Here is a 22,069-nt window from a genome sequence, read left to right as displayed (position 1 = left end):
GGCGGCCTCCCACACTCCCCACCTCCCCCCTCTCCCCCCACACCCTCACCACCTACCCCCACACCCTCGGTTTCAGCCGCCAAACCTTTGCTGCGGGACTCGGTCCGCGTTCCGTCACCGTAGGAGACTTTAACGGCGATAACAATCAGGACTTAGCGGTAGCGAGCTTTGACAACGGGAGAGTCTCAGTCCTGTTAGGGAACGGCAGTGGCGGTTTCAGCGCCCAAACCACCTTTGCCGTGGGAGACCGTCCGCTATCCGTCACCGTAGGAGACTTTAACGGCGATAAAAATCAGGACTTGGCGGTAGCGAACTTTGGCAGCGCCAACGTCTCAGTCCTGTTAGGGGACGGCAGTGGCGGCTTCAGCGCCCAAACCACCTTTGCCGTGGGAGCCAATCCGCTGTTCGTCACCGTAGGAGACTTTAACAACGATAACAATCAGGACTTGGCGGTAGCGAACGGTGGCAGCGACAACGTCTCAGTCCTGTTAGGGGACGGCAGTGGCGGCTTCAGCGCCCAAACCACCTTTGCCGTGGGAGCCAATCCGGTTTCCGTCACCGTAGGAGACTTTAACGGCGATGAAAAACAGGACTTAGCGGTAGCGAACCGTTTCAGCGACAACGTCTCAGTCCTGTTAAGGGACGGCAGTGGCGGTTTCAGCGCCCAAACCACCTTTGCTGTGGGAGACGATCCGCAGTCCGTCACCGTAGGAGACTTTAACGGCGATAAAAAACAGGACTTGGCGGTAACGAACGTTAGCGACGACAACGTCTCAGTCCTGTTAGGGGACGGCAGTGGCGGCTTCAGCACCCAAACCACCTTTGCTGCGGGAAGATATTCGTTTTCCGTTACCGTAGGAGACTTTGACGGCGATGGCAAACAGGACTTAGCGGTAACGAACGGTGGCAACAACAACGTCTCAGTCCTGTTAGGGGACGGCAGTGGCGGCTTCAGCACCCAAACCACCTTTGCTGCGGGAAGATATTCGTTTTCCGTTACCGTAGGAGACTTTGACGGCGATGGCAAACAGGACTTAGCGGTAGCGAACGGTGGCAACAACAACGTCTCAGTCCTGCTAAACAATCCCCCCAAAATTACCTCAGTCACCGCCACCACTGCTAATGGTAGTTACAAAGCCGGTGACACCATTGCTATTACCGTTACCTTTGATGCGGCTGTCACGGTTGATACAACAGGTGGCACCCCCCGCCTGCAACTAGAAACCGGCACCACTGACCAATATGCTACTTATGATAGTGGTAATGGCGGTAATATCCTCACCTTTAACTATGTAGTGCAAGTTGGGGATAGTTCTGCGGACTTAGAATATTTCAGCACCACTGCCCTAGAGCTAAATGGGGGGACGATTAAAGATAATTTAACTGTAGATGCCATCTTAACCCTCCCTGCCTTAGGTTCTGACAACTCCCTCGGTGGCAGCAAAGCCATAGTTATTGATACAGTTGCCCCCACCTTAACCCCAGTCACCATTGCATCCAATAATGCCAACACCGCATTAGCCAAAGTTGGGGATGCAGTGACAGTTGCTTTTACCGCCAGTGAAACCCTCGGTGGTACACCCACTGTCACCATTGGTGGTCAAACTGCCACAGTGACGAATAGCGGGAACAACTACACCGCCACTTATACTCTGCAAGCCGCAGATACCGAAGGAAATTTACCGATTAATATTACCTTTACGAATGCTGCGGGCAATGCGGGAACGGCGGTAACGGCTACTACCAACTCCAGTAGTGTCACTTTTGATAAAACTGCCCCAACTGTTGCTTTAACTTCCACTGCTGCAACTCCTGTTAACGGGTTATTTACGGTTACTGCCACTTTCAGTGAAAATGTCACCGGTTTTGATATCTCAGATATCACAGTTGGCAACGGAACTGCCAGTAACTTTATGGCAGTTAACGCCACTACTTACACCTTTGATGTTACTCCCGCTGCTGATGGTTCGGTGACAGTAGATGTTGCTGCTTCTTCAGCAACGGATAGTGCAGGTAATAATAATATTGCTGCCACTCAGTTGACCCGGACAGCGGATATTAACGATATCCCCACTCTGAGTGATATCACCAAAACTGGCCTTGAAGATACGGATATCACTTTTGCTGCCACTGACTTTACGGATAAATTCTCAGACCTAGAAAAAGATAGCTTATCCAAAATTAAAATAACTTCACTTCCCGATAACGGCACTTTGAAGTTAAACGGAACTGCTGTCACTGCTGCCCAAGAAATTAATGCCGCTGATTTGGGTAAATTAACCTTTACTCCCAATGCTGACTTTAATGGCAATGTCAGCTTTACTTGGAATGGTTCTGACGGCAAGACTTATGCTGTTGCTGCGGCTAAAGTTGACCTGATAATCAGCAATGTTGATGAACCTCCGGTTGATGAACCTCCGGTTAACAGCGGTCTATTCACCGTTTCTCCCAGTCAAGTTCTGCCTTTCACTGGTCTGAGCAGTATTTTGCCCTCAGAAAGCAGTAATAATAGCCAAAATAATACTACTTTACCCGAACCTTCGGCTATTCCTCCCGAACCCACTATTGATTTAGTCAATATTTCCTTTACTGCCGTAGGAGCCGATAGTGCAGATAATATTGATGGCACACCTAATGATGATGTAATTAGTGGTCAAAGTGGCAATGATATTATCCGAGGTTTGCCCGGACGAGATGCCCTATTTGGAAATAGTGGAGATGATGAACTTTATGGCAACCAAGGGGCAGATTTGTTGCTGGGTAATCAAGGTAAAGACATTATCTATGGTGGTCAAGGCAATGATTTAGCAATGGGTGGTCAAAATGATGACCTAATTTATGGTGATTTAGGTAGCGATACCTTGATTGGTGATTTGGGTGACGATCGCATATTTGGGGGCTCATCTAGCCCTGGTTCAGTTGCTAGTGATGCCGGTGATTTGCTATTCGGAAAAGATGGCAATGATTTCCTGCATGGCCATGCGGGAGATGACTCCATTTTCGGTGGCAATGGGGATGATACTGCCCGTGGTGGTCAGGGTGATGACCTAATTCATGGCGATGCGGGCGCTGATATTTTATATGGGGATAAGGGCAATGATAGCCTGACCGGAAATGCCGATAATGATGTGGTTTATGGCGGCGAAGGGAATGATTTCCTCTGGGGAGGAGATGGTGAAGATTTCCTCTATGGAGATGAAGGCGATGATACCCTAATTGGTAATGCAGACAAAGATTATTTTGTACTGCAATCTAGCTTTGGTTCTGATACAATTCTGGACTTTACTAACGGTATTGACCTAATTGGTTTAGCCGGTGGTTTAACCTTTGACCAGTTAAGTATTACTGGCAGTAATGGGAATACTTTAATAGCCCGTGGCAATGAATTGTTAGCCACATTAACGGGTGTTGATGTTGGTTTGATTGATAGCGCTGATTTCACTTTAATGGTGTAAGGAAGTTAGAAACCGGGTTTTTTTCTTTGTGTCCTTTGTGTCTTTGTGGTGAAAATAAACCACAAAGGCACAAAGGACACGAAGAATATCTCTCTGTGTCCTCTGTGTCTCTGTGGTGAAATTATCTCTAAAAATCCTTGACAATCTGTTAAAGAGATGTATTATGAAAATTAACTCTCTCCTCTCTCCTCTATCTGTTTTAAGCAACAAAGAAACCCGATTTCTTAGTCCTCGCAGCTTCTCGTCAAATACCGGACAGGAAAAGCGAGATTCCCTGCCGAATCAATTGCGATCTAAACCTCGATCGCTGCATTCACCCAAGATAACAATGGCCCGGTTTGTTCTTGTCCACTGGTAGATAATTGGCTGTGACAAAGATAAAGCCGATCGCTTACCCGACTAAGTAAATCATTTAAAATCCTTTCTAATCGTTCCTCTGCGGCTTGTTCCTCATCGGCAACGGTCCAAGGACGACCAGACCATTGGCGTAAAAATAACGGGGAACCAAATAAAGTGGCCGCCCCACCACTCAGCCAGAGAGGGCTGCCTGCATCTAGCCAAAAGTGGTAACGATGAGATAATTTGGCTGACCGATATTGAAAGATGGTGGCTAATGTCACCCCACGAGATGGGGCGGAGATCGCGGAAACGGGGAAAGGGTTCGCGGTCACAGTTCCCTGACGCAATAGCTGGATAAATTGACCCACGATGACATAATCTGGGGCATTGGCAGTTCCCCCTTCCTGAACGCGTAACCTGCGTAACCGCCGATCCACTTCCCAGTAGTGACTAGCGGTTTCCATGAATTCGCGTAAGGCGGAAAGGCGATCGCCCGGAAGATGATTGACTGGGGATAAAAATTTTTGAATCGCCTCATTTAATACGTGAATCGGTGTAGGGGCGATACCCCCGCGATCGCGATAGGGTTGCGGAGCAAGATCGCTCCTCGTTGCGGATGCAATCTCGCCCGTACCCTCGCGGTCAGCCTCCTGAAGCGGCGATCGAGTCGCGTTGCGGATACAATCTCGCTGTTGTTCGATCCAAGTCACAATTTCCTGATAAGCCATTGTCGCCCGATAACCCAACCGATCCCAACGGGGAAAAGAAGTGACGGGCAAGAGTTTTGGGGAAATCGGATCTGGTGCATAGCAATAGTCGGTTAATAAACCAGCCCGAACCGGATCGATGCGATATTCAAACCTGAGAAAGGTGCCGGGAATGCCGGGAATGCCGGGAATGCCGGGAATGTTTTTTGATTTGGGCAGAGTGTCCTGCCAAAATGTCTCGTCTTGTAGGGGCGTTTCGCGAAGCGCCCCTACTTCGCGAAACGCCCCTACGGGAGACGGAGGACGACTGACGATTTCTTGCTGAGACAAGATCGTCAATAGTTCGGCGATCGCATCTCGGTCAACCAGACGACCCAAACCCGGATAAACCAGGGCTAACAAAGTCAGCAATGCCCGAATCATGGACAGATTCGCTAATCGGCGTTGGTCATTCAGGGAATTCACCGGGACGTCCAAATTGTTCAAACTTTGCACGATCGTATAGCGGGCAATTTCATCTAAACCGGGGGCGATCAGGGCAATATCTTCCGCTGCAACGGTTCCGGTTTTAATTTCAGCAGCGATCGCTTCGGCAGTTTCCCGCAATAACTCAATCCGAGAGGCGGTTTGCACGGAGAAAACCTGATTCTCTAATTCTCGGCGATCTAACCAAGGGGGAATATCGCGACTGGTCACAGCCAAAACCCAATTTTTCAACGAGGGTCGGAGAGATTTGGGCAAAGGCTGAGAAATCGACCGATCTTTTAGCATTACTTGGGTCATACCCGGGCGATCGCCTAACCCTGCCAAATACTCAGAATCAGCCCCCAAACCCAAGCGCACTTGGCCATCCAGATTATAGGTAAACACCCCAGGAACGCCGCGATCGAGCAACACCTCAAACAAATCACGGGCAATACTCGGATACTCGTCCACATCATCCGCCAATAGGCGATCGAATCGAGACAATAAATGAGTCTGATAAACCGGGTCATCCAACAAATAACGCCAGTAAAGTTCGGCCACAACGCCATAAGTCAAAAAGCCGCGTTCCAAACACCACTGACGCCAGCGTAACAACAGCTTGCCCATCAGATCCCACAGTTCTGGCGACCCTTGATCCATCAGCCCGTATTCTAACAGATGGGGAATTTCTTCAATCGGCGTTCCCGAAACCGCCGCCAACTGCATTAAATCCAACATCCGCCGGACTAAGCGATACTCGCTCACTCCCGACCAACGCAACTGCCCGCTATCCAATTCTGGTCGCCATAGTCGAGTGGCGGACTCTTGCTCTGTTTCTGGACGTAAGCGGACGGGAAACTGTGGTTTCAGGTTGAGTCGGGAAACCAACAAAGGCCAAAATAGAGTCACTTCATGCTGAAAAAATCCTAAAGGCGTGGTGGCGTTCACCAAACATTGGTGTTTATTGTGTTTGCTGTGAACAGATATCTGGTCAGCCAGTTGTCGGCGGCGATCGCTGGTTGGGGCAAACACCAGCACCCCCGGATGCCATAAGTTTTTCCCCACCTTTGCCGAATCCCTTTCTGGCTGTAAGGATTTCTGAAACTGTTGGATCAGAAGAGTTGTCTTACCACTCAGACTTGGCCCGACAATCCACAGCGAATTCACCACCACTTCACCACCACTGATTATCCCGCTTTCGCACTCGTGACTATACTATAGCCGTTTTCCGGGAAAAGATCCGCCTGAACCCCTGGCCGAAAAATTATCAAGATAATTTTTTTATAATTAATTAAACAATCTGACAGGAGCGATTTGATGCGGAACCGAGCGGAAATCTGCTAAATTGCTGATTAATTAAAATTTTTAAAATGAGTCAGTCTATGTCCTCTCCATTGCAACGCTTTTTAACGGCTGCGGAACATTGGTTTTCCCAGACTCCTGATCGATCGCTGGAAATTGCCTACCAAGCAGCCTTAGCCATTCAAGCCATTGAAAACCAACATTTCAATGGCGATAAAATTTCTCTGGTTAACGCTGCTTATGGAACCAGTGTTTATGCTCATTTTGAAGCAGATTTAGACCGAAACCTAGAAATTATTAAGTTAAGACTAACGGAATTTAGAAATAGCCGCTCATTCATTGATATTTATGAACAAGTGTTCAATAAAAAGAAAATTAAATATTTTGCCGACTATCCCAACAACGGCAAATCGTTGGGTTTGAGAGATGCCGATAATCTAGTGCTGGAAAAGCTGAAATTTATTGATGATGTGATTGGCAAATACCAGCCAGACCAAGTAGTCTATCCGCTTCAGCTAGACTTCAAAAATTTAAACGGGGGCGGTCAACCTGGGGCTAATTCCCCAGGGACGCTTTCCATCTCTGAAAAATCCGCTTCAGAAACCGGGTTTCTTAACCAAGCTATCGGTACGAAGGATGAATTGTCGCAGAAACCCGGTTTCTTTGTTGGTGAACTCAAACTCGATCCAAAACAACCTAGATTTGAAAAAAAATCCTCAAAAAAAGAGGGAAATCTAGCCACTACTACCAGTTTTTTGCCTCGGTCAATTCTCAGAACTCTAGACAGAGTAAAAAGAGACTTAGATCCCGATGCGGAAAATGAAGTGGTGCAAGATTTTCGCAAATCTCAAACTCGCACAGTCTTATCTCTGAAATTTATTTTACTGATTATTCTCATCCCCTTGCTGACCCAACAGAGTTCTAAAATTATGCTGAGTCCAATTTATGAAAAATATATCGAACCCCAAGCGGCGATATTTTTGAACGTGGACATGGAAGAAGAAGCCTTTAGAGAATTACAGCGGTTTGAAGAAAAACTCAAGTTTGAAAAATTCATTGCTACAGAAATCAAAGAATTTTCTGAAGACAATCCAATTTTATTAAACAAAATCACTAAATTGAGTGAAGAAGAAATTGAGAAACAAGTCAAAATAAAAGCCTTTGAAATCGCTGAAGAATACAATCGACGCAGTGCTGAATCGTTAAAAAATATTGTGGCCGACATTTTTTCCGCGATCGCCTTTTGCCTCGTCATCACCAACAGTAAACGGGAAATTGCGGTTTTGAAATCTTTTATTGATGAAGTTGTATATGGCCTAAGTGATAGCGCCAAAGCATTCATCATTATCTTGTTTACAGATGTGTTTGTGGGATTCCACTCTCCCCACGGCTGGGAAGTAATTTTAGAAGGAATTTGCCGACATTTAGGCATTCCCGAAAGTCGAGAATTCATCTTTCTCTTTATTGCCACCTTCCCAGTGATTTTAGACACCATCTTTAAATATTGGATCTTCCGTTATCTCAATCGCATCTCACCCTCGGCGGTGGCGACTTATAAGAATATGAATGAATAACATCGCACCTCACCCTCGGCGGTGGCGACTTATAAGAATATGAATGAATAACAAAGTGGTTTATGGTGCGTTACGGCGCGGGATTTTCGGTTAGTTTACAGGGATAAAAATCTCATTTCCGCGCCTAACACACCCTACGGTATTCTCAGATTAAATCCTGACTCGCGGATACCGTGGCAGACAAGGACTGCCAAAACAAACTTGACCCTCTGGCATATTTTTGAACACGCTGCTGCGAGTGCCAATCAGGGCATTGGCCCCAATTTTCACCCCTGGGGCAATAAAGCAGTCGGCGGCGATCCAAGCGCCATTGCCAATCATAATCGGTTGGGTAACTAGACCAAAGGCGGGGTGCTGGGGATCGTGACTGCCGGTGCAAAGGTAGGTTTTTTGAGAAATAACACAGTGTTCGCCGATATAGATGCGATCGAGACTATATAAAACCACGTCATCACCAATCCAGGTATAGTCACCGATTTCGATTTTCCAAGGATAGGTAAATCGGGCTGTGGGTCGAATTTGCACTCCCCGACCAATTTTCGCCCCAAACAGTCGCAATATAAATCGGCGGACATTATGTAACGGCTGGGGAGTGAGGGGGAATGCGATCGCCTGAACGAACCACCAAAATAAAATAAACAATCCTGGACGACCTCGGTCAAACCAAGATTGATCGTACTGGCGTAAGTCCACCATTGGCGGTAAATGTAACAGGGGAGAATCAGGATTTTTGTTCATTGGGCATCGGTGGGTGAATTATTCGGGGTTAGTTGTGGGCGATTTAATTGCCCCCCAAATTTGATCAGTTCATACAGTTTGACGCCAATCTGATATTCATATTGACTGAGTAAGCGTGCATAGATATAGCCCGCTTTGCCATCGAGGAAGCCGAGTTGAATAAAGTAAAATAAGATGAACCGTAAAGTGGGTTTAAAAGGTAGTCTGACCCAGAGTTTTTTGAGAAAGCGTTTCCGCTGCACCGCGTCCCCGAAAAAATTAGCGCCGATGCTTTCATTTTGTGCTTCTCCGTGCAGCACATTGTAATAAACTTTGGCTTCCCAATTGGAGTAACGATTGTGACGTTCCAGCCATTGATAGATATCCCGGAAATCTTCGTGAATCATGTCATGGTTTAGGTAGCCGACTTGACCGGATAAGATCACGTGCTCATGGACTTCGTTGTCCCCCGTGTTACGAACTCCTTCAGTTCCCAGATTTTCATAGCGACCTTTTTTATGTTTAAATAGTCGCAGATTCCAATCAGGATATTTACCACCGTGACGAATCCATTTTCCCAGAAATAAGACTTTCCGATTCAGATAGTAACCGTTGCAGTCGGAGTTTTGGATGACTTGGGCAATTTCTTGCCAAAGTTCCGGGGGAATGCGTTCGTCACAGTCAACAATTAAGACCCATTCGTTGCGAAAAGGTAGGTTTTCTAGAGACCAATTTTTCTTTTTTGGCCAGAAACCATTAAAGTGGAATTGAACGACTTTTGCCCCGTAGCTTTCGGCAATTTCTTGGCTGCGATCGCTACTTTGGGAATCGACCAAAAATATTTCATCCGCTGGCTTTAAACTTTCCAGGCAAGCTGGTAGGTTGTATTCTTCGTTTTTACCAGGAATTAAGACTGAAACCGGAACTTTTGATGGTGTTAATGTCATAATAGTCGAGAGAAAACAACCTCAGTGAACAGATTTAATATTTTTATCTCAGATTTAATATCAGAGGTAATATCAGACTTATTAAGGCTTGTTAAAATTCGTTAAAAAATTATTGGCATTAATAAATTAGCTCTATTTTCTGATGATGATAGTTTTTGTTAATCGGCAGTTGGTGAATTGAACGGGGGAGGTTCACTGGGAGTTTTTTCGAGAAAAGTTCAGTCCTCCTTTGATCGCGGTGGTTAAATAACCAATTTGACCATAACTATATACTAAATTATCAAAGCGTTTAGCGGGGTCTTGCCAAAATTTTAAGGTTTTGTAGAGTCCGCGAATCAGTCGTTCGCCTCCTCGGTTAAGCTGATCGAAGCCAGCAATATCGCTCTCATAATCTCGATAACATTCACTGACTCCTTGCCACCAACTACGCTGCCAAAACCAAGATTTTTTTAGGCGTTCCGGGGCGACATTGTGAGCAACTAAGGCATCGGGAAGGTAGGCCACCTGCTTCCCCAATTTTAAGGCAAGTTCGGTGACATATAATTCTTCATTGGATAATAATTTTTTGCCAATTCGTCCCAGATTGACGTTAAATCCGCCGATTTCGGCTAAAAATGACCGGCGAATGGAATAATTTAAGCCTCTAGGAGTGAGTCCCGGTCGATCGATATAGACTACCTGGCCTCCTAGGTCGTAAGCTCCTAAATTGCCAGCCAGTTCTGGGGATAACCAGTTGGGCTTTTCTACCCCAGGCGGCCATAATAGTGTCACCTTTCCTCCAGCGATAACCAATTTTGCATTTTCTTGATAAGCAGAATATAAGATTTGTAACCAGGTGGGACTGGCTACCGCATCATCATCAAGATACGCTAATATTTCTCCTTGGGCAGCTTGGGCCCCTGTGTTACGAGCGACGGATAGACCGATGTTGGATTCATAGATATATTTGAGTTGTGGGTTGCTTAGACGTTGTTCGACGATTTGTTTCGTGCGATCGCTCGATGCATTATCCACCACCAACACCTCAAAGTCGGTAAACTCTTGCCCCAGCAAACTGTCTATGGCTGCACCGAGATACTGTTCTCGGTTATAAGTGCAAATAATCGCAGACACTTTTAGATTGGTCATTTAGGTAATCTCTTTTGCCCAATTGCTTTTGCCACTGATCATTTTATCGCGATCGGCTTGGGGTTTGGGAAGCTTCTGGGGGCTTCTGGGGGCTTCTGGGGGCTTCTGGGGCGGGGGAAGAGAGGGTGTAGTGAATAGTGAATAGTGAACAGGGAACAGGGAACAGGGAACAGGGAACAGGGAACAGGGAAGCAGAGGAGCTTCAGGAGAGCGTGAATAGTGAATAGTGAACAGCGAACAGGGAACAGGGAATAGGGAACAGGGAACAGGGAAGCAGAGGAGCTTCAGGAGAGAGTGAATAGTGAATAGTGAACAGGGAACAGGGAACAGGGAACAGGGAATAGGGAACAGGGAACAGGGAAGCAGAGGAGCAGAGGAGCTTCAGGAGAGCGTGAATAGTGAATAGTGAATAGTGAATAGTGAATAGTGAATAGTGAATAGTGAATAGTGAATAGTAAAGAGTGATACTTCTTTTGTACGGGCGAATGGCCAGAAAGCCCCTACGACTTTTCACTTGTACGGGCGTCCTTGCGAAGCCCATGCCGTCAGGCTATATGGCCAGAAAGCCCCTACGACTTTTAACTTTTAACTTTTAACTTTTAACTTTTAACTTTTAACTTTTAACTTTTAAGTTTTAACTTTTAAGTTTTAACTTTTAAGTTTTAACTTTTAACTTTTCACTTATAAATTTCCCCGTTGCCCGATAACTGTTCCCCGTTCCCCAACCAAAGAATCCCTACCCACAGAATCCCTACCCAACAACCAACAACCAACAACCATGAACCAGATTATTTTAGTGACAGGGCCAGCGCGATCGGGTAAAAGTGAATGGGCAGAGAATTTGGCCATCCAAAGTCAGAAATCGGTGATCTATGTGGCTACGGGGGTAGTTGACAAAACAGATCCAGAGTGGGTGGCGCGAATTGCCCAACATCAAAAGCGGCGAGAAAATTTGGACTGGACAACCCTGGAGGTGCCGGTAAATTTAGCCGCAACGATTTCGCACGCCTCGGGAAATCATTGTTTGCTGGTGGATTCTTTGGGGACTTGGGTGGCGAATTTGTTAGAAATAGATGATAGTCAATGGCAAAAGGCGGAACAAGAGTTACTCAGTTGTCTAACTCGTGGCCATTCTCAGGTGATTTTTGTCGGGGAAGAAACAGGTTGGGGCGTGGTGCCAGCCTATCCGTTAGGTCGGACTTTTCGCGATCGCCTCGGTGGTCTGATCCGTCATTTAGGTTCTTTAGCTAATCCGGTTTATCTCGTTACAGGTGGTCATGCATTAAACCTCAGCCAACTTGGTGTTCCGTTGTCAAATGGGGAAAAAAGCCTGGGGAGCAAGTAAAAAAATGAGCCAGAACAAGAAACCGGGTTTCTGCGAAAATTTATGCTTCGTACCGATAGCTTGGTTAAAAAAACCGGTTTTTGAGAATATTTAAAATATTTAAATTGCATGGTTTTTAAAAAATTAAATAATCAACCTTATCGATTCTATTTGATTTTCTGAATATAATTAAAGTTTTTTTGAGTATAATTTATTAAAATTAAATGTTGTTTATACTTGAGCCAATCAACACCGGCAACATAAATAAGTTAGGATATAGATACTAAAAAGATGTGGTAAATTTGACCAGATTGCGAAATCAAAAAAATTTTATATTTTCTTAACAATTCATGGAGAAATTATCTTTTGCGTTGATATCCGCAAAAGTAAAGATTATGGCATCACAAGATCAAGTCAAACAATACATTGCATATTGGTGGCAACTGGGAAAAAAAGTTGTGATTCGCAACGGTGAGCAAAAATTACTACCAAAAACAATTATCGTTGGCGATCGCTACTCTCAGGAGTGCGAAGACTGTTGGCAAAAAATCCTTTCCCCTGACTCTGGAGACTGTTATCTGGAAGGTACGAACGAAACCATCGCTGAACTACTGACCCCAGAATGGGACGTCATCCTCTGTTGTCGTTGCGTCATGCCAATTCCACTGCGGACTCTGGGAATGCCGCCAAATAGTTGTCCCTGCTTTGACTTACCGAGTTGGCCAAACCCAGACTTACCTCACCCACGCAGTCCCGTAGATTCCACGGCGCATCTGAGTTCGATTCGTCATCGGCTGTTACGGCGATATGCTCCGGAAATTCCGCCTAATTCCGATGCTCAACCTGTCCATCTGGAGCCACCTATTCCGCTCAATTTACCCCGTTGTCAATCAAACCACGGGTGAATTTGTTATGTGTTGGTTGTTGGGTAGGGATTCTTTGGTTGTTAGTTGTTGGTTGTTGTTGGTTGTTGGGTAGGGATTCTTTGGTTGTTAGTTGTTGTTGGTTGTTTGCTCATTAGTCATTAGACAAACAACAAATAACTAATAACCAATAACTAATAACTAATAACTAATGACTAATTTGATTTCGTATTGGCAGCACGAGGAGGGACGGGATAAGTCAAAAAGTCCTCGGCAATTTCGGTATTGGCAAAGATTGCCCGGGCTTCTTGGAGTAAGTCCTTAATATTGAGTTCATTGCCTGGGGCATAGCGAGGGCTAAAGTGCGTCATAATCAAGGTTTTAGCCTTCGCCGCTAATGCTACCTGGGCAGCCATTGTGGATGTGGAATGGAGGCGCTCGTAAGCCATTTTTGCATCTTGGTGAGCAAAGGTGGCCTCGTGAATCACCACATCGGCATCTTTGGCCAGTTCTATGGATCCTTCGCAAAAAATGGTATCGGTACAATAAGCAATTTTGCGTCCCACTTGATCGGGGCCGACCAGTTCTTTGCCAGAAATTTTACGTCCATCAGGCAAGGTGATGGTTTTGCCTCGCTTGAGTTCGCCGTAAAGCGGACCAAAGGGAATGCCCAGCGATCGCGCCTTTTCCGCATCAAAGTGACCGGGGCGATCTTTTTCCTCCACCCGATAGCCATAAGCGGTGACGCGATGTTCCAACTTTTGACATTTCACCACATACTCATCATCTTCATAAATGACTCCGGCTCGATGTTTGTGAACCTTAATCGGATAAGAGAAATGAGTGTAGGAGTAGCGGCTACAAGCTTGTAAATAATCCCCTAACCCCGCCGGGCCATAGATATCAATCTGTTCGGGATTTCCCGCGAGTCCACAACTAGCTAACAACCCCATTAAGCCAAAGATATGGTCGCCGTGCATGTGGGTAATAAAAATCCGGCGGATTTGACTGACTTTAATATTGCTGCGCTGAATTTGATGCTGAGTCCCTTCTCCACAATCAAATAGCCAAACTTCTGCCCGTTGCGGCAGCCGCAGGGCAATACTCGATACATTGCGCGATCGCGTGGGGACACCGGAACTGGTGCCTAAAAAAGTAATCTCCAAAAGTGTTAAGCCTCCTTATTTGGGATTTATTTGGGATGAAACGGCAGAGGGTGTGGGGGGAGAGGGGACTGCCCTCGGCTTCAGGATCCGAGGCCAACCAACAATTAACAATTAACAATTAACAGTTAACAGTTAACAATTAACAACCAACAACCAACAACCAACAACCAAAGAATCCCTACCCAACAACCAAGAATCAACCAATAACTTTAAGATTTCAAAATCCACAATTTGACTTATAGTGTGAGGTTGAAAAAAACATTTTTGGCTATCATTCTAGCAAGATTCTAAGCCAACTTCTGAATAAATTTGTCAAAAGGATTATGGTTGGATATCAATTTAAGTGGCCAAAGTTGCAGCCTCTAGCTTATTGCTGGGTGGCATTACTCCTGTGGCTGATGGCGATCGCCCCTGCCCAAGCATCTGTTTTACTGCGGATCGCCATTGAAAACCAAGTGAGTCAGGTAAAAGTGGGGAGTTCCACCAGGGCGATCGTCCGGGATAGCAGTGGTCGCACCTTGGGCGAACTTCCGGGGATGACCGCTTACATGGCTAATTCTAGTGGGTCGGGAGTTGCCCTGCACAATTGGCAAGCTAATCAAATTTACATTCAACCCACTGGCGATGGATATGTGTTTATCGGCGATCGCTGGTATCGGGGCGGCATTAGCCTCGTGCGGACTGACGGCGGACTCACGGCGGTGAATAACGTTAACCTAGAACATTATCTTTACAGCGTCATAGGGGCGGAAATGAGTCCCAACTGGCCCCTAGAAGCCCTAAAAGCCCAAGCTGTCGCGGCTCGTTCCTATGCCCTCTACCAGCGAGAACGTGGGGGCAACCCAACTTATGATCTCGGTGACACCCAAGGGTGGCAAGTTTACAAAGGCTTAGAAAGCGAAGCCACCAGCACTTATGCTGCGGTAGACGCCACTGCCGGACAGGTTATGGTTTGCAACGGCAAAATTATTGAAGCATTTTTCCACTCATCATCGGGCGGACATACGGAAAACGTCGAAGAAGTTTGGACTGAAGCCAGACCTTATTTACGGGGAGTTCCCGACTACGATCGCGGTGCCCCTGTTTACGAATGGAGCACCAGCGTCTCCGTCTCTCAACTCAGCAATCTGATTTCCGGGGTGGGCAATATCGTCAGTATGCAACCGGAAAAAACCACCAAAACTGGACGAGTCATCACCATGAAAGTAATTGGCGACAGCGGACAGCGGGCGATCGACGGCGAACAAATCCAAAGACTTCTGGGGCTAAAAAGTACCCGGTTTAGCATTCAAAAAGCCAATGGCATCTTTCAAGTCTATGGCAAAGGATTTGGTCACGGCGTGGGGATGAGTCAATGGGGAGCCCATAATTTAGCGCGATCGGGAGCCAACTACCAACAAATGCTCTATCACTATTATCAGAATGCTTCCCTAGCCAAATTACAAGTTGAATAAATTTAGTTATTGGTTGTTATTTATTGGTTTTTAGTTATTGGTTATTGGTTATTGATTATTGATTATTGGTTATTTAATAGTTTAGGTTCACAACCAATAACCAATAACCAATAACCAATAACATTATAGTTTTCCTGAGAAAAACTTCATGGCTTTTTGGACTAATGACAATCCCTCACCAGATTGTTTTTCTAATTCTGATAAACCAGTTTTTTGGGCAAACTCTTTTTGAGAAATTTGCCCAGACTGACGTTGTTCAAAAGCTTCAACGACCATCAATAAATCATCAATGAAATCATCAATGGAAAAATTGAACCCATACTTAGCCGCCCGGTTAATAATTGCCTCACCAGGTTTTCCTTTCAGGGGTTTTGCTTAGTCGGCATCTAATTCCATGATACTACTAATATCACCATCCACCACGCCCAGTAAGCTGGCTACTTCTTGCTTAAGGGCTGCATCTTCAGCAGTTTTTAACATAAATGAAATCACTGCGGTATATTTCGCAGACCGCATCTTTTTATTATCTAAATATTCAATTTTTACTTCTCCATTAGGCTGGGTGATTTTGCGGTAGCGCCGCCCCAAAAATACTAACTCCACACTGGTTTCTTTTTTCTGGTCAGAAATGCCAGTTAACTGCACAAAATATGCCGGAGAAATTTTCCCAAGTTTTTGCTGTTCAAATATATTGAGAACAGTGTTTAAATCTGCTTTACTAAAGTAAAAGTTATATTTAGCAGCTAATTGGACTACCAGAGAATTTTTTGGGCTTTTCAAGGCGGCCATTTCTTCAGCATCTAATTCATCTATGGTGCTGATATCCCCATCCCCGACGCCCAAAATGTTCTTTAGTTCTTGTTGTAAAACTTGATGTTCCCCGGTTTTTTCCATAAATTGTACCACTTGTGCTGTTGATTTAGGGGTCGATGGACAAGTGATGACAGTTTTCTGATAAGGAAGACCTGGAAACATGAATTCGATGGTTTGTTCCACGCAGGCTAGATACTCTGGGTGCGCTTGTTGCAGGTTTGAGGAATTAATAAACTGAGAAAATTCGGCTTCGGAAATGGCTCAAGCCCGGTGTTTTTCAAAGATATCAATCACTTGCAATAAGTCATTGACAGAGAACTGAAACCCATTTTCTTTGGCCAAATTCACCACGGCAGATCCATATTCAACTTTGAGTGCTTTGGCTTCGGAGGTATCGAGTTCTTGGCTCGTACTAATATTTCCATCTCCAGCACCGATCGGAATTTGCAGTTATTTTTGTAATTCCCGATCTTCAGCAGTTTTTTCCATAAAGGCAATGACTTAGGAAATTGCCTCAGAAGTTGTGAGGCGATCGCCTGCTTTCACTGAACTAATTTTCGTGGTGATATTAGGGTTTGTCGCCACTTTTTTAGTATAGCGGCGATCCAAAAACACCAACTCAATGGTTTGTTCCGCTGAAAACAGGTGATCTTTGATATCTTGATGTAGATCGGATGAAGTAATAAATTTAGTAAATTCTGCTTCGGAAAGTTCCCCTGACTGATGTTTTTCAAACGCGGTAATCACTTGAATCAACTCATCAGTAGAAAACTCAAAACCATTTTGCGCCGCCAAGTTGACCACAGCAATTCCTGATTCACCCTTGAGCACGGTAGCTTCTGCGGTATCCAGTTGCTCGACACTGCTGATATCCCCATCTTCCGTTCCCATAACGCTTTGAAGCTGTTGCTGAAGGGCTTCGTCTGTAGCAGTTTTCTCCATAAACTGAATGACTTGCTCTATACTCATCTTTCTCATCTCCGATTTAATCAAATTAATAAAAGTTTTGCCAAAATTTCCGAGGATTTACTCTGGATCCAGAGACAAGCCCTGGCGACTCTCTCTGGTTGATAGCTGATATGCTGAATGTTGATGTAATTTTTGCCCTAGGACTTACCCACTCAAACTAGAGATAGCGGCTTTCCCTGGGGGGATTGCCCCGTGGATTACCCTAAATATAAACACCATAAGTAATCAACACCGTGAGTAAGTCATATAAGCAATTTGCTTATTTATCAATAACCTAAAAGCTGATGAATTTTCATCGGTTAAATGTTAAGTTTTATGACAAAGTGATCGCAAATTATCTTCTGATAAATAGACAAGAAGGCTTTCATTGGTTCAAAGCCCCCTTGGATCAGCGATCGGTTACGGGGAGCGAAGCCGGTATGAAAGCCAGAATTGCCTAATGAACAGCACCAGGATATACAAGGAGATATTTGTTGCGCCGATGAATCAAGCAGAGAATCAATGTTAAAAATACTGGGTTTTCATCCATTGATTTTTATTCCCCAAACATCTGGAAACACTCTCAAATTTATCCGCCGGATCCCAATTAGTCCAGAGCAGAGAGAAACGTTTGCTATCATCGGGAAATGATGATAATTCTTGAATTATCGTCACGGTGAATCAAAGAATATAGGAGCAACTATGACGACTCAGTTAACCCCAGGAAATGATATCTTTGACGGCACTGATAGTGACGACACCATTCTTGGTCTGGATGGCAATGACATCATTAGGGGATTAGAGGGTAATGACATTATCTCTGGAAATCAACGCAACGATCAAATTTTTGGCGGCTTGGGTGACGATAGCCTCTATGGCGGAAAAGAAGATGATATTGTGCAAGGGGGTGCTGGTAATGACTATGTATTTGGGGATTTAGGCAATGATACTCTCTGGGGCGATGATGGGAATGATTTTGTTTTTGGTGGACTCGGTAACGATCTGATTTATGGCAACCGAGGCAATGATGTCATCTATAGCAACGAAGGTGACGATACTTTATATGGTGGGAAAGAAAACGATACTCTGTTTGGTGGTCGTGGCAATGACTTTTTGTCTGGGGACTTAGGCAACGATGTGCTGTTTGGGGATGAAGGTATGAATACCTTAAGCGGTGGATCGGGTAACGATATCTTTGTTTTGCAAAGAAAATTTACTGCCACTACCCTGCAAAGCAGTGATGTGATCCTGGACTTTACGAAAGGTCAGGATAAAATCGGTTTAACCGGCGATCTGGCTTTTGAAGAATTGGCGATTTATGGCGGTGTCCGGGAATATCTTGGGGATACGATTATTCAGGACAAAACCACTGGGCGATATTTTGCGGTCTTGAAAAATGTGGACAGTACCACCCTGACTGCCTCGGATTTTACGACCAACCTGACTCCGGTGGGTTCTACAACTCCAGAACAAGTGACCGATCCGACCGCTGGGGAAGATACTTTAAGCTTTGAGATTTCTGAATATGGTATTGAGGAAGGCGGGCAGACGGATACTCAGACCATCACGGTACAACGAGATGGCCCTGCCCGTGGGATCGCGTTGGTAGATTATGCTACGGTGGAAGGCACTGCCCGCGCTGGGTCTGATTTTCAAGCCACTGGCGGTAATTTGATTTTTAACCCTGGTGAACTGACCCAGAGTTTTACGGTGAGGATTTTAGACGATTTAATCCGAGAACCGGATGAGCGTTTTTTCGTGGAACTGCGTAATCCTGCGGGTTCAGCGACGATCGGCACTTCCAATCGGACGACGATTGTGATTAGCGATAATGACAGTTTGCCCCAGGTGCAGTTTACGGATAATAGTTATACGGTGAATGAAACGGATCGGACGGCGACTATTACGGTGACTGTGAATGGAGTTTCAGAAACTCCGTTTACGGTGGAGTATGGGACTAGAGAACGCACGGCGATCGCCGATCAGGACTATGTGGAAACCTCCGGCATTCTGAGTTTTATCCCCGGACAGACGATTCAGAGTTTCACGGTGCCCATTCTCCAGGATAATATTGACGACGCGAATGAGACGATCGCCCTATTTTTAACGAATCCTTCTGCGGGTGCGATTCTCGGCACTCCAGCCGATGCAACTCTAACCATTTTATAATGCTTGAGATGATGCTTTAAAGGATTAGCTGATGGGTCTGAGAAACCGGGTTTTTGAATATTGGGAATAAATTTGCTCGTTTATATCAGCTAACCCGGTTTCTGTTCGCCCCAACCCGTGCATCGGACGCAATTTCGGTTTTCCCTGAGATGAGTTGGAAAAACTTATCAAGTTTAGAGTGATTAATAACGCCAAGAAATGAGAAAATTAATTTTGTCAGCCTTCTCATACACTAATGAATCACCAACCGAAAATTATTGTTCTTGATGATGACCCGACCGGATCCCAAACCGTTCATAGTTGCCTGCTATTAATGCAGTGGGATATCGAAACCTTGCGCTTGGGGTTGCGGGATGAGTCGCCGATTTTCTTTGTGTTAACCAATACCCGATCGCTTACTCCCGAACAAGCGACGGAAGTTACTCGCGAAGTTTGCCAAAATTTGAAAGCAGCTTTAGGGTGGGAAAATATCCAACAATGGCTGATTGTTAGTCGGTCTGACTCCACTTTGCGGGGACATTACCCCGTAGAAACCGATGCGATCGCGGCGGAACTTGGGCCATTTGATGCCCATTTTCTCACCCCAGCCTTTTTTGAAGGTGGGCGCGTCACTAAAAATAGTATCCATTATTTAATCATTGATGGGGTAGAAACTCCCGTTGATCAAACGGAATTTGCCCGTGACTCTGTATTTGGTTATCACCATAGTTACTTGCCGGATTATGTGGCAGAAAAAACCCAAGGGCTGATTAAATCTGACCAAGTAGAAAGGTTTTTACTCGCAGATATTCGCGCCGGAAGTAAAGACCGCCTAATGCAACTTAAGGATAACTGTTGCTGTGCGGTTGATGGAGAAAAACAAGCGGATTTAGACCGCTTTGCGGCGGATATTTTGAGTGCTGCATCTGAAGGGAAAAAGTTCCTCTTTCGCAGTGCGGCCAGTCTGCTAACTTCCCTGGCAAATCTTGGGCCACAACCAATTCCAGCAGACGAAATGGCGAAATATGTCCGGGAAGGTAAACCGGGGGCAATTATTGTTGGTTCTCATGTGAAAAAAACCACCCAACAATTAGAAAATTTGCTGCAAGATTCTGGGGTAGTGGGGATTGAAGTAGATGTGTCTCATTTACTAGAAGATTCGGCGACCCAGCGGGAAACTTTGCTAGGGAATACTTTAGCCAAAGTACAGCAAGTGCATGACTCAGGAAAAACCCCGGTAGTTTATACTTCAAGGCAAGAATTAGTCTTTGATAGTACGGGAGTTCGCCTGCAATTTGGCTTGGCTGTTTCGGCACTTTTAATGGATATTGTCCGAGGTTTGCCCAAAGATATCGGATTTTTAATTAGTAAAGGTGGGATTACTTCTAATGATGTTTTAAGCACTGGGTTAGCGTTGCGAACTGCCCGATTATTGGGCCAAGTTTTAGCCGGTTGTTCAATGGTACGAACTCCCGCTGACCATCCCCAGTTTCCCGATTTGCCGGTGGTGTTATTCCCCGGAAATGTTGGGGATGCTACTGGGTTGTTGACGGTTTATCAACGGTTAAGTCAGCATATTTAGATCGGTGATATAATTAGAGATACCCCCAGCCCCCCTTAAAAAGGGGGGCTGAAGAATTCTCTAGGGCATTGCCCAACATCATAAATTTGGGGATGATATTTTCCATAAATTTGGCTGAAAATTGCCCAGTAAACTGGTGAATTAGATGATGAATATAACCATAAATTTAGTCAATTTAACCTGAATTATTCACATACATATGATGATATGTCTGATGAAAATTTAGCCCAGAAAAGTTTAGCCTATTTACCATATGATATCGGTGTTTGTCAGGAAGCGGTAAAACCCCTGCAAAATGGCGCGGTTAATTATCTAAAATAAGCAAAACTTTTAGGGAATAAAGGGAGATTTTTGGCGGCAATTGGGGGGATTCAGCAAGCGGTGGCGATCGCTCCATATTTTAGTGAAGCTTATTTGTATTTAGGGCAACTTTTTCAACAAACTAAGGATTTTGAACAGGCGATCGCGGCTTATTTAGAAGTCTTGGGAATTCAGCCGGATTATCTAGCCGCTTATGCCCAGTTAGCCTAAATTCTGAGACATCTGGGGAGATTGCAGGATGCCCAATTGTGCGATCGCTATAAATTGTCAGTGGATCTGGTGCATGAATTTTATCCAAATCCTCGACCTTGGACAATTTTTTCTGAAGCAAATCATTGCCCAGCAGAAATTACCGCTAGTCAGATTTATCCACCGATTAAAATACAACTTTATCCGCCAAAAAGTGTAGAAAATCAAGTAGATAAATGTTTTAAAATAACCAGCTTTGCATATTTGCCCGCCGAGGTGGCGATAGTACACCGGCACCGCTTCGCGAACGCCCAAAATGGCAGGGCTTGGGCAGATTATTATACCGTAGCTTTTCTCACCTCAAGCAATCAGTTAATCTTCGCATACTCTTGTGGCAGTTCGCCCATCATTGCCGCTTCCCAAAAATTACCGCCTCCCCTACAAATTCCCGGAACCGTTGCCTTTTTATCCGTCCGCTGGGGCAGCACATATTTTCATTGGATGACTGACTTATTGCCCCGCATTGAATTACTGCGTCTCAGTGGCATTGACTTGGCAAAAATTGATAAATTTGTGGTAGAATCCCTACCTGTTGCCAGCTTCCTTATGAAAAAGCCACCTTAAATC

The 22,069-nt window shown here is 45.2% G+C and carries 18 protein-coding genes; 10 read left to right on the top strand and 8 right to left on the bottom strand.

The genetic code is table 11. The features are described 5' to 3' along the window. A partial coding sequence (locus AM228_RS30225; RefSeq protein WP_072160912.1) for an FG-GAP-like repeat-containing protein occupies positions 1 to 3,455 on the top strand: 3,455 nt, incomplete at its 5' end. Between the two features lie 293 nt (positions 3,456 to 3,748). Here AM228_RS30225 and AM228_RS24495 read toward each other — a convergent pair. After that, entirely contained in the window at positions 3,749 to 6,136 is a 2,388-nt protein-coding gene (locus tag AM228_RS24495) for a recombinase family protein (protein WP_156332026.1), read from the bottom strand. 212 nt (positions 6,137 to 6,348) lie between these two features. Between AM228_RS24495 and AM228_RS24490 the strand changes: the two genes are divergently transcribed. Beyond that, entirely contained in the window at positions 6,349 to 7,842 is a 1,494-nt protein-coding gene (locus tag AM228_RS24490; protein WP_054469557.1) for a proton extrusion protein PcxA, read from the top strand. Positions 7,843 to 7,992: 150 nt separating this feature from the next. Here AM228_RS24490 and hpsU read toward each other — a convergent pair whose 3' ends face one another. From hpsU to AM228_RS24475, 3 genes are all read right to left on the bottom strand, one after another. Next, positions 7,993 to 8,580 (bottom strand): hormogonium polysaccharide biosynthesis acetyltransferase HpsU, encoded by a 588-nt coding sequence (gene hpsU / locus AM228_RS24485; protein WP_072160909.1) that lies wholly within the window; start codon positions 8,578 to 8,580, stop codon positions 7,993 to 7,995. Beyond that, positions 8,577 to 9,506 carry a glycosyltransferase family 2 protein gene (locus AM228_RS24480; protein ID WP_054469556.1) on the bottom strand — a complete coding sequence of 310 codons (930 nt, stop codon included), beginning with the start codon at positions 9,504 to 9,506 and terminating at the stop codon, positions 8,577 to 8,579. Before AM228_RS24480 ends, hpsU begins: the two co-directional genes overlap by 4 nt. 192 nt (positions 9,507 to 9,698) lie before the next feature. Further along, on the bottom strand, positions 9,699 to 10,634 hold the full coding sequence (locus AM228_RS24475) for a glycosyltransferase family 2 protein (RefSeq protein ID WP_054469555.1): 936 nt from the start codon (positions 10,632 to 10,634) through the stop codon (positions 9,699 to 9,701). A gap of 778 nt (positions 10,635 to 11,412) precedes the next feature. Between AM228_RS24475 and cobU the strand changes: the two genes are divergently transcribed. Next, entirely contained in the window at positions 11,413 to 11,979 is a 567-nt protein-coding gene (gene cobU, locus AM228_RS24470; protein ID WP_054469554.1) for a bifunctional adenosylcobinamide kinase/adenosylcobinamide-phosphate guanylyltransferase, read from the top strand. 374 nt (positions 11,980 to 12,353) lie between these two features. Further along, on the top strand, positions 12,354 to 12,863 hold the full coding sequence (locus AM228_RS24465; protein ID WP_072160908.1) for a hypothetical protein: 510 nt from the start codon (positions 12,354 to 12,356) through the stop codon (positions 12,861 to 12,863). A gap of 173 nt (positions 12,864 to 13,036) precedes the next feature. Here the strand turns inward: AM228_RS24465 and AM228_RS24460 are convergent, their stop codons facing one another. After that, positions 13,037 to 13,987, bottom strand: coding sequence for a ribonuclease Z (locus AM228_RS24460; RefSeq protein ID WP_054469553.1), 951 nt, complete (start codon positions 13,985 to 13,987; stop codon positions 13,037 to 13,039). A gap of 323 nt (positions 13,988 to 14,310) precedes the next feature. On the opposite strand from AM228_RS24460, the gene AM228_RS24455 reads away from it, so the two are divergent. Further along, positions 14,311 to 15,441: a SpoIID/LytB domain-containing protein gene (locus tag AM228_RS24455; protein WP_054469552.1), complete on the top strand. Its 1,131-nt coding sequence runs from the start codon at positions 14,311 to 14,313 to the stop codon at positions 15,439 to 15,441. Positions 15,442 to 15,564: 123 nt separating this feature from the next. Here the strand turns inward: AM228_RS24455 and AM228_RS33460 are convergent, their stop codons facing one another. The 3 genes from AM228_RS33460 to AM228_RS24445 all read right to left on the bottom strand — a co-directional run bounded on the left by AM228_RS33460 (position 15,565) and on the right by AM228_RS24445 (position 17,223). Then, a complete protein-coding gene (locus AM228_RS33460; RefSeq protein WP_156332025.1) occupies positions 15,565 to 15,717 on the bottom strand; it encodes a hypothetical protein in 153 nt (50 codons plus the stop codon). A 99-nt stretch (positions 15,718 to 15,816) separates the two neighbouring features. Continuing rightward, entirely contained in the window at positions 15,817 to 16,416 is a 600-nt protein-coding gene (locus tag AM228_RS24450; protein ID WP_054469551.1) for a flagellar biosynthetic protein FliO, read from the bottom strand. A gap of 339 nt (positions 16,417 to 16,755) precedes the next feature. Further along, positions 16,756 to 17,223, bottom strand: coding sequence for a Nif11-like leader peptide family natural product precursor (locus tag AM228_RS24445; protein ID WP_072160907.1), 468 nt, complete (start codon positions 17,221 to 17,223; stop codon positions 16,756 to 16,758). 284 nt (positions 17,224 to 17,507) lie between these two features. Between AM228_RS24445 and AM228_RS33455 the strand changes: the two genes are divergently transcribed. From AM228_RS33455 to AM228_RS24425, 5 genes are all read left to right on the top strand, one after another. Next, positions 17,508 to 17,663 (top strand): hypothetical protein, encoded by a 156-nt coding sequence (locus AM228_RS33455; RefSeq protein WP_156332024.1) that lies wholly within the window; start codon positions 17,508 to 17,510, stop codon positions 17,661 to 17,663. Between the two features lie 241 nt (positions 17,664 to 17,904). Beyond that, positions 17,905 to 19,371, top strand: a complete 1,467-nt coding sequence (locus tag AM228_RS24440) for a calcium-binding protein (RefSeq protein ID WP_054469549.1) — start codon at positions 17,905 to 17,907, stop codon at positions 19,369 to 19,371. Between the two features lie 235 nt (positions 19,372 to 19,606). Further along, complete coding sequence (locus AM228_RS24435) at positions 19,607 to 20,932, top strand: four-carbon acid sugar kinase family protein (protein WP_054469548.1); 1,326 nt, start codon at positions 19,607 to 19,609, stop codon at positions 20,930 to 20,932. A gap of 351 nt (positions 20,933 to 21,283) precedes the next feature. Further along, on the top strand, positions 21,284 to 21,463 hold the full coding sequence (locus AM228_RS24430) for a tetratricopeptide repeat protein (protein ID WP_054469547.1): 180 nt from the start codon (positions 21,284 to 21,286) through the stop codon (positions 21,461 to 21,463). Between the two features lie 21 nt (positions 21,464 to 21,484). Further along, the gene (locus tag AM228_RS24425) at positions 21,485 to 22,066 is read left to right on the top strand and encodes a hypothetical protein (RefSeq protein ID WP_054469546.1); all 582 of its coding nucleotides are present in this window, start codon (positions 21,485 to 21,487) and stop codon (positions 22,064 to 22,066) included. The last annotated feature ends 3 nt before the right edge of the window (positions 22,067 to 22,069 follow it).

The organism is Planktothricoides sp. SR001 (assembly GCF_001276715.1).
GTDB lineage: Bacteria > Cyanobacteriota > Cyanobacteriia > Cyanobacteriales > Laspinemataceae > Planktothricoides > Planktothricoides raciborskii.
The sequence above is the reverse complement of the archived record's forward strand: the minus strand, read 5'-3'. Positions and strand labels throughout refer to the sequence as shown.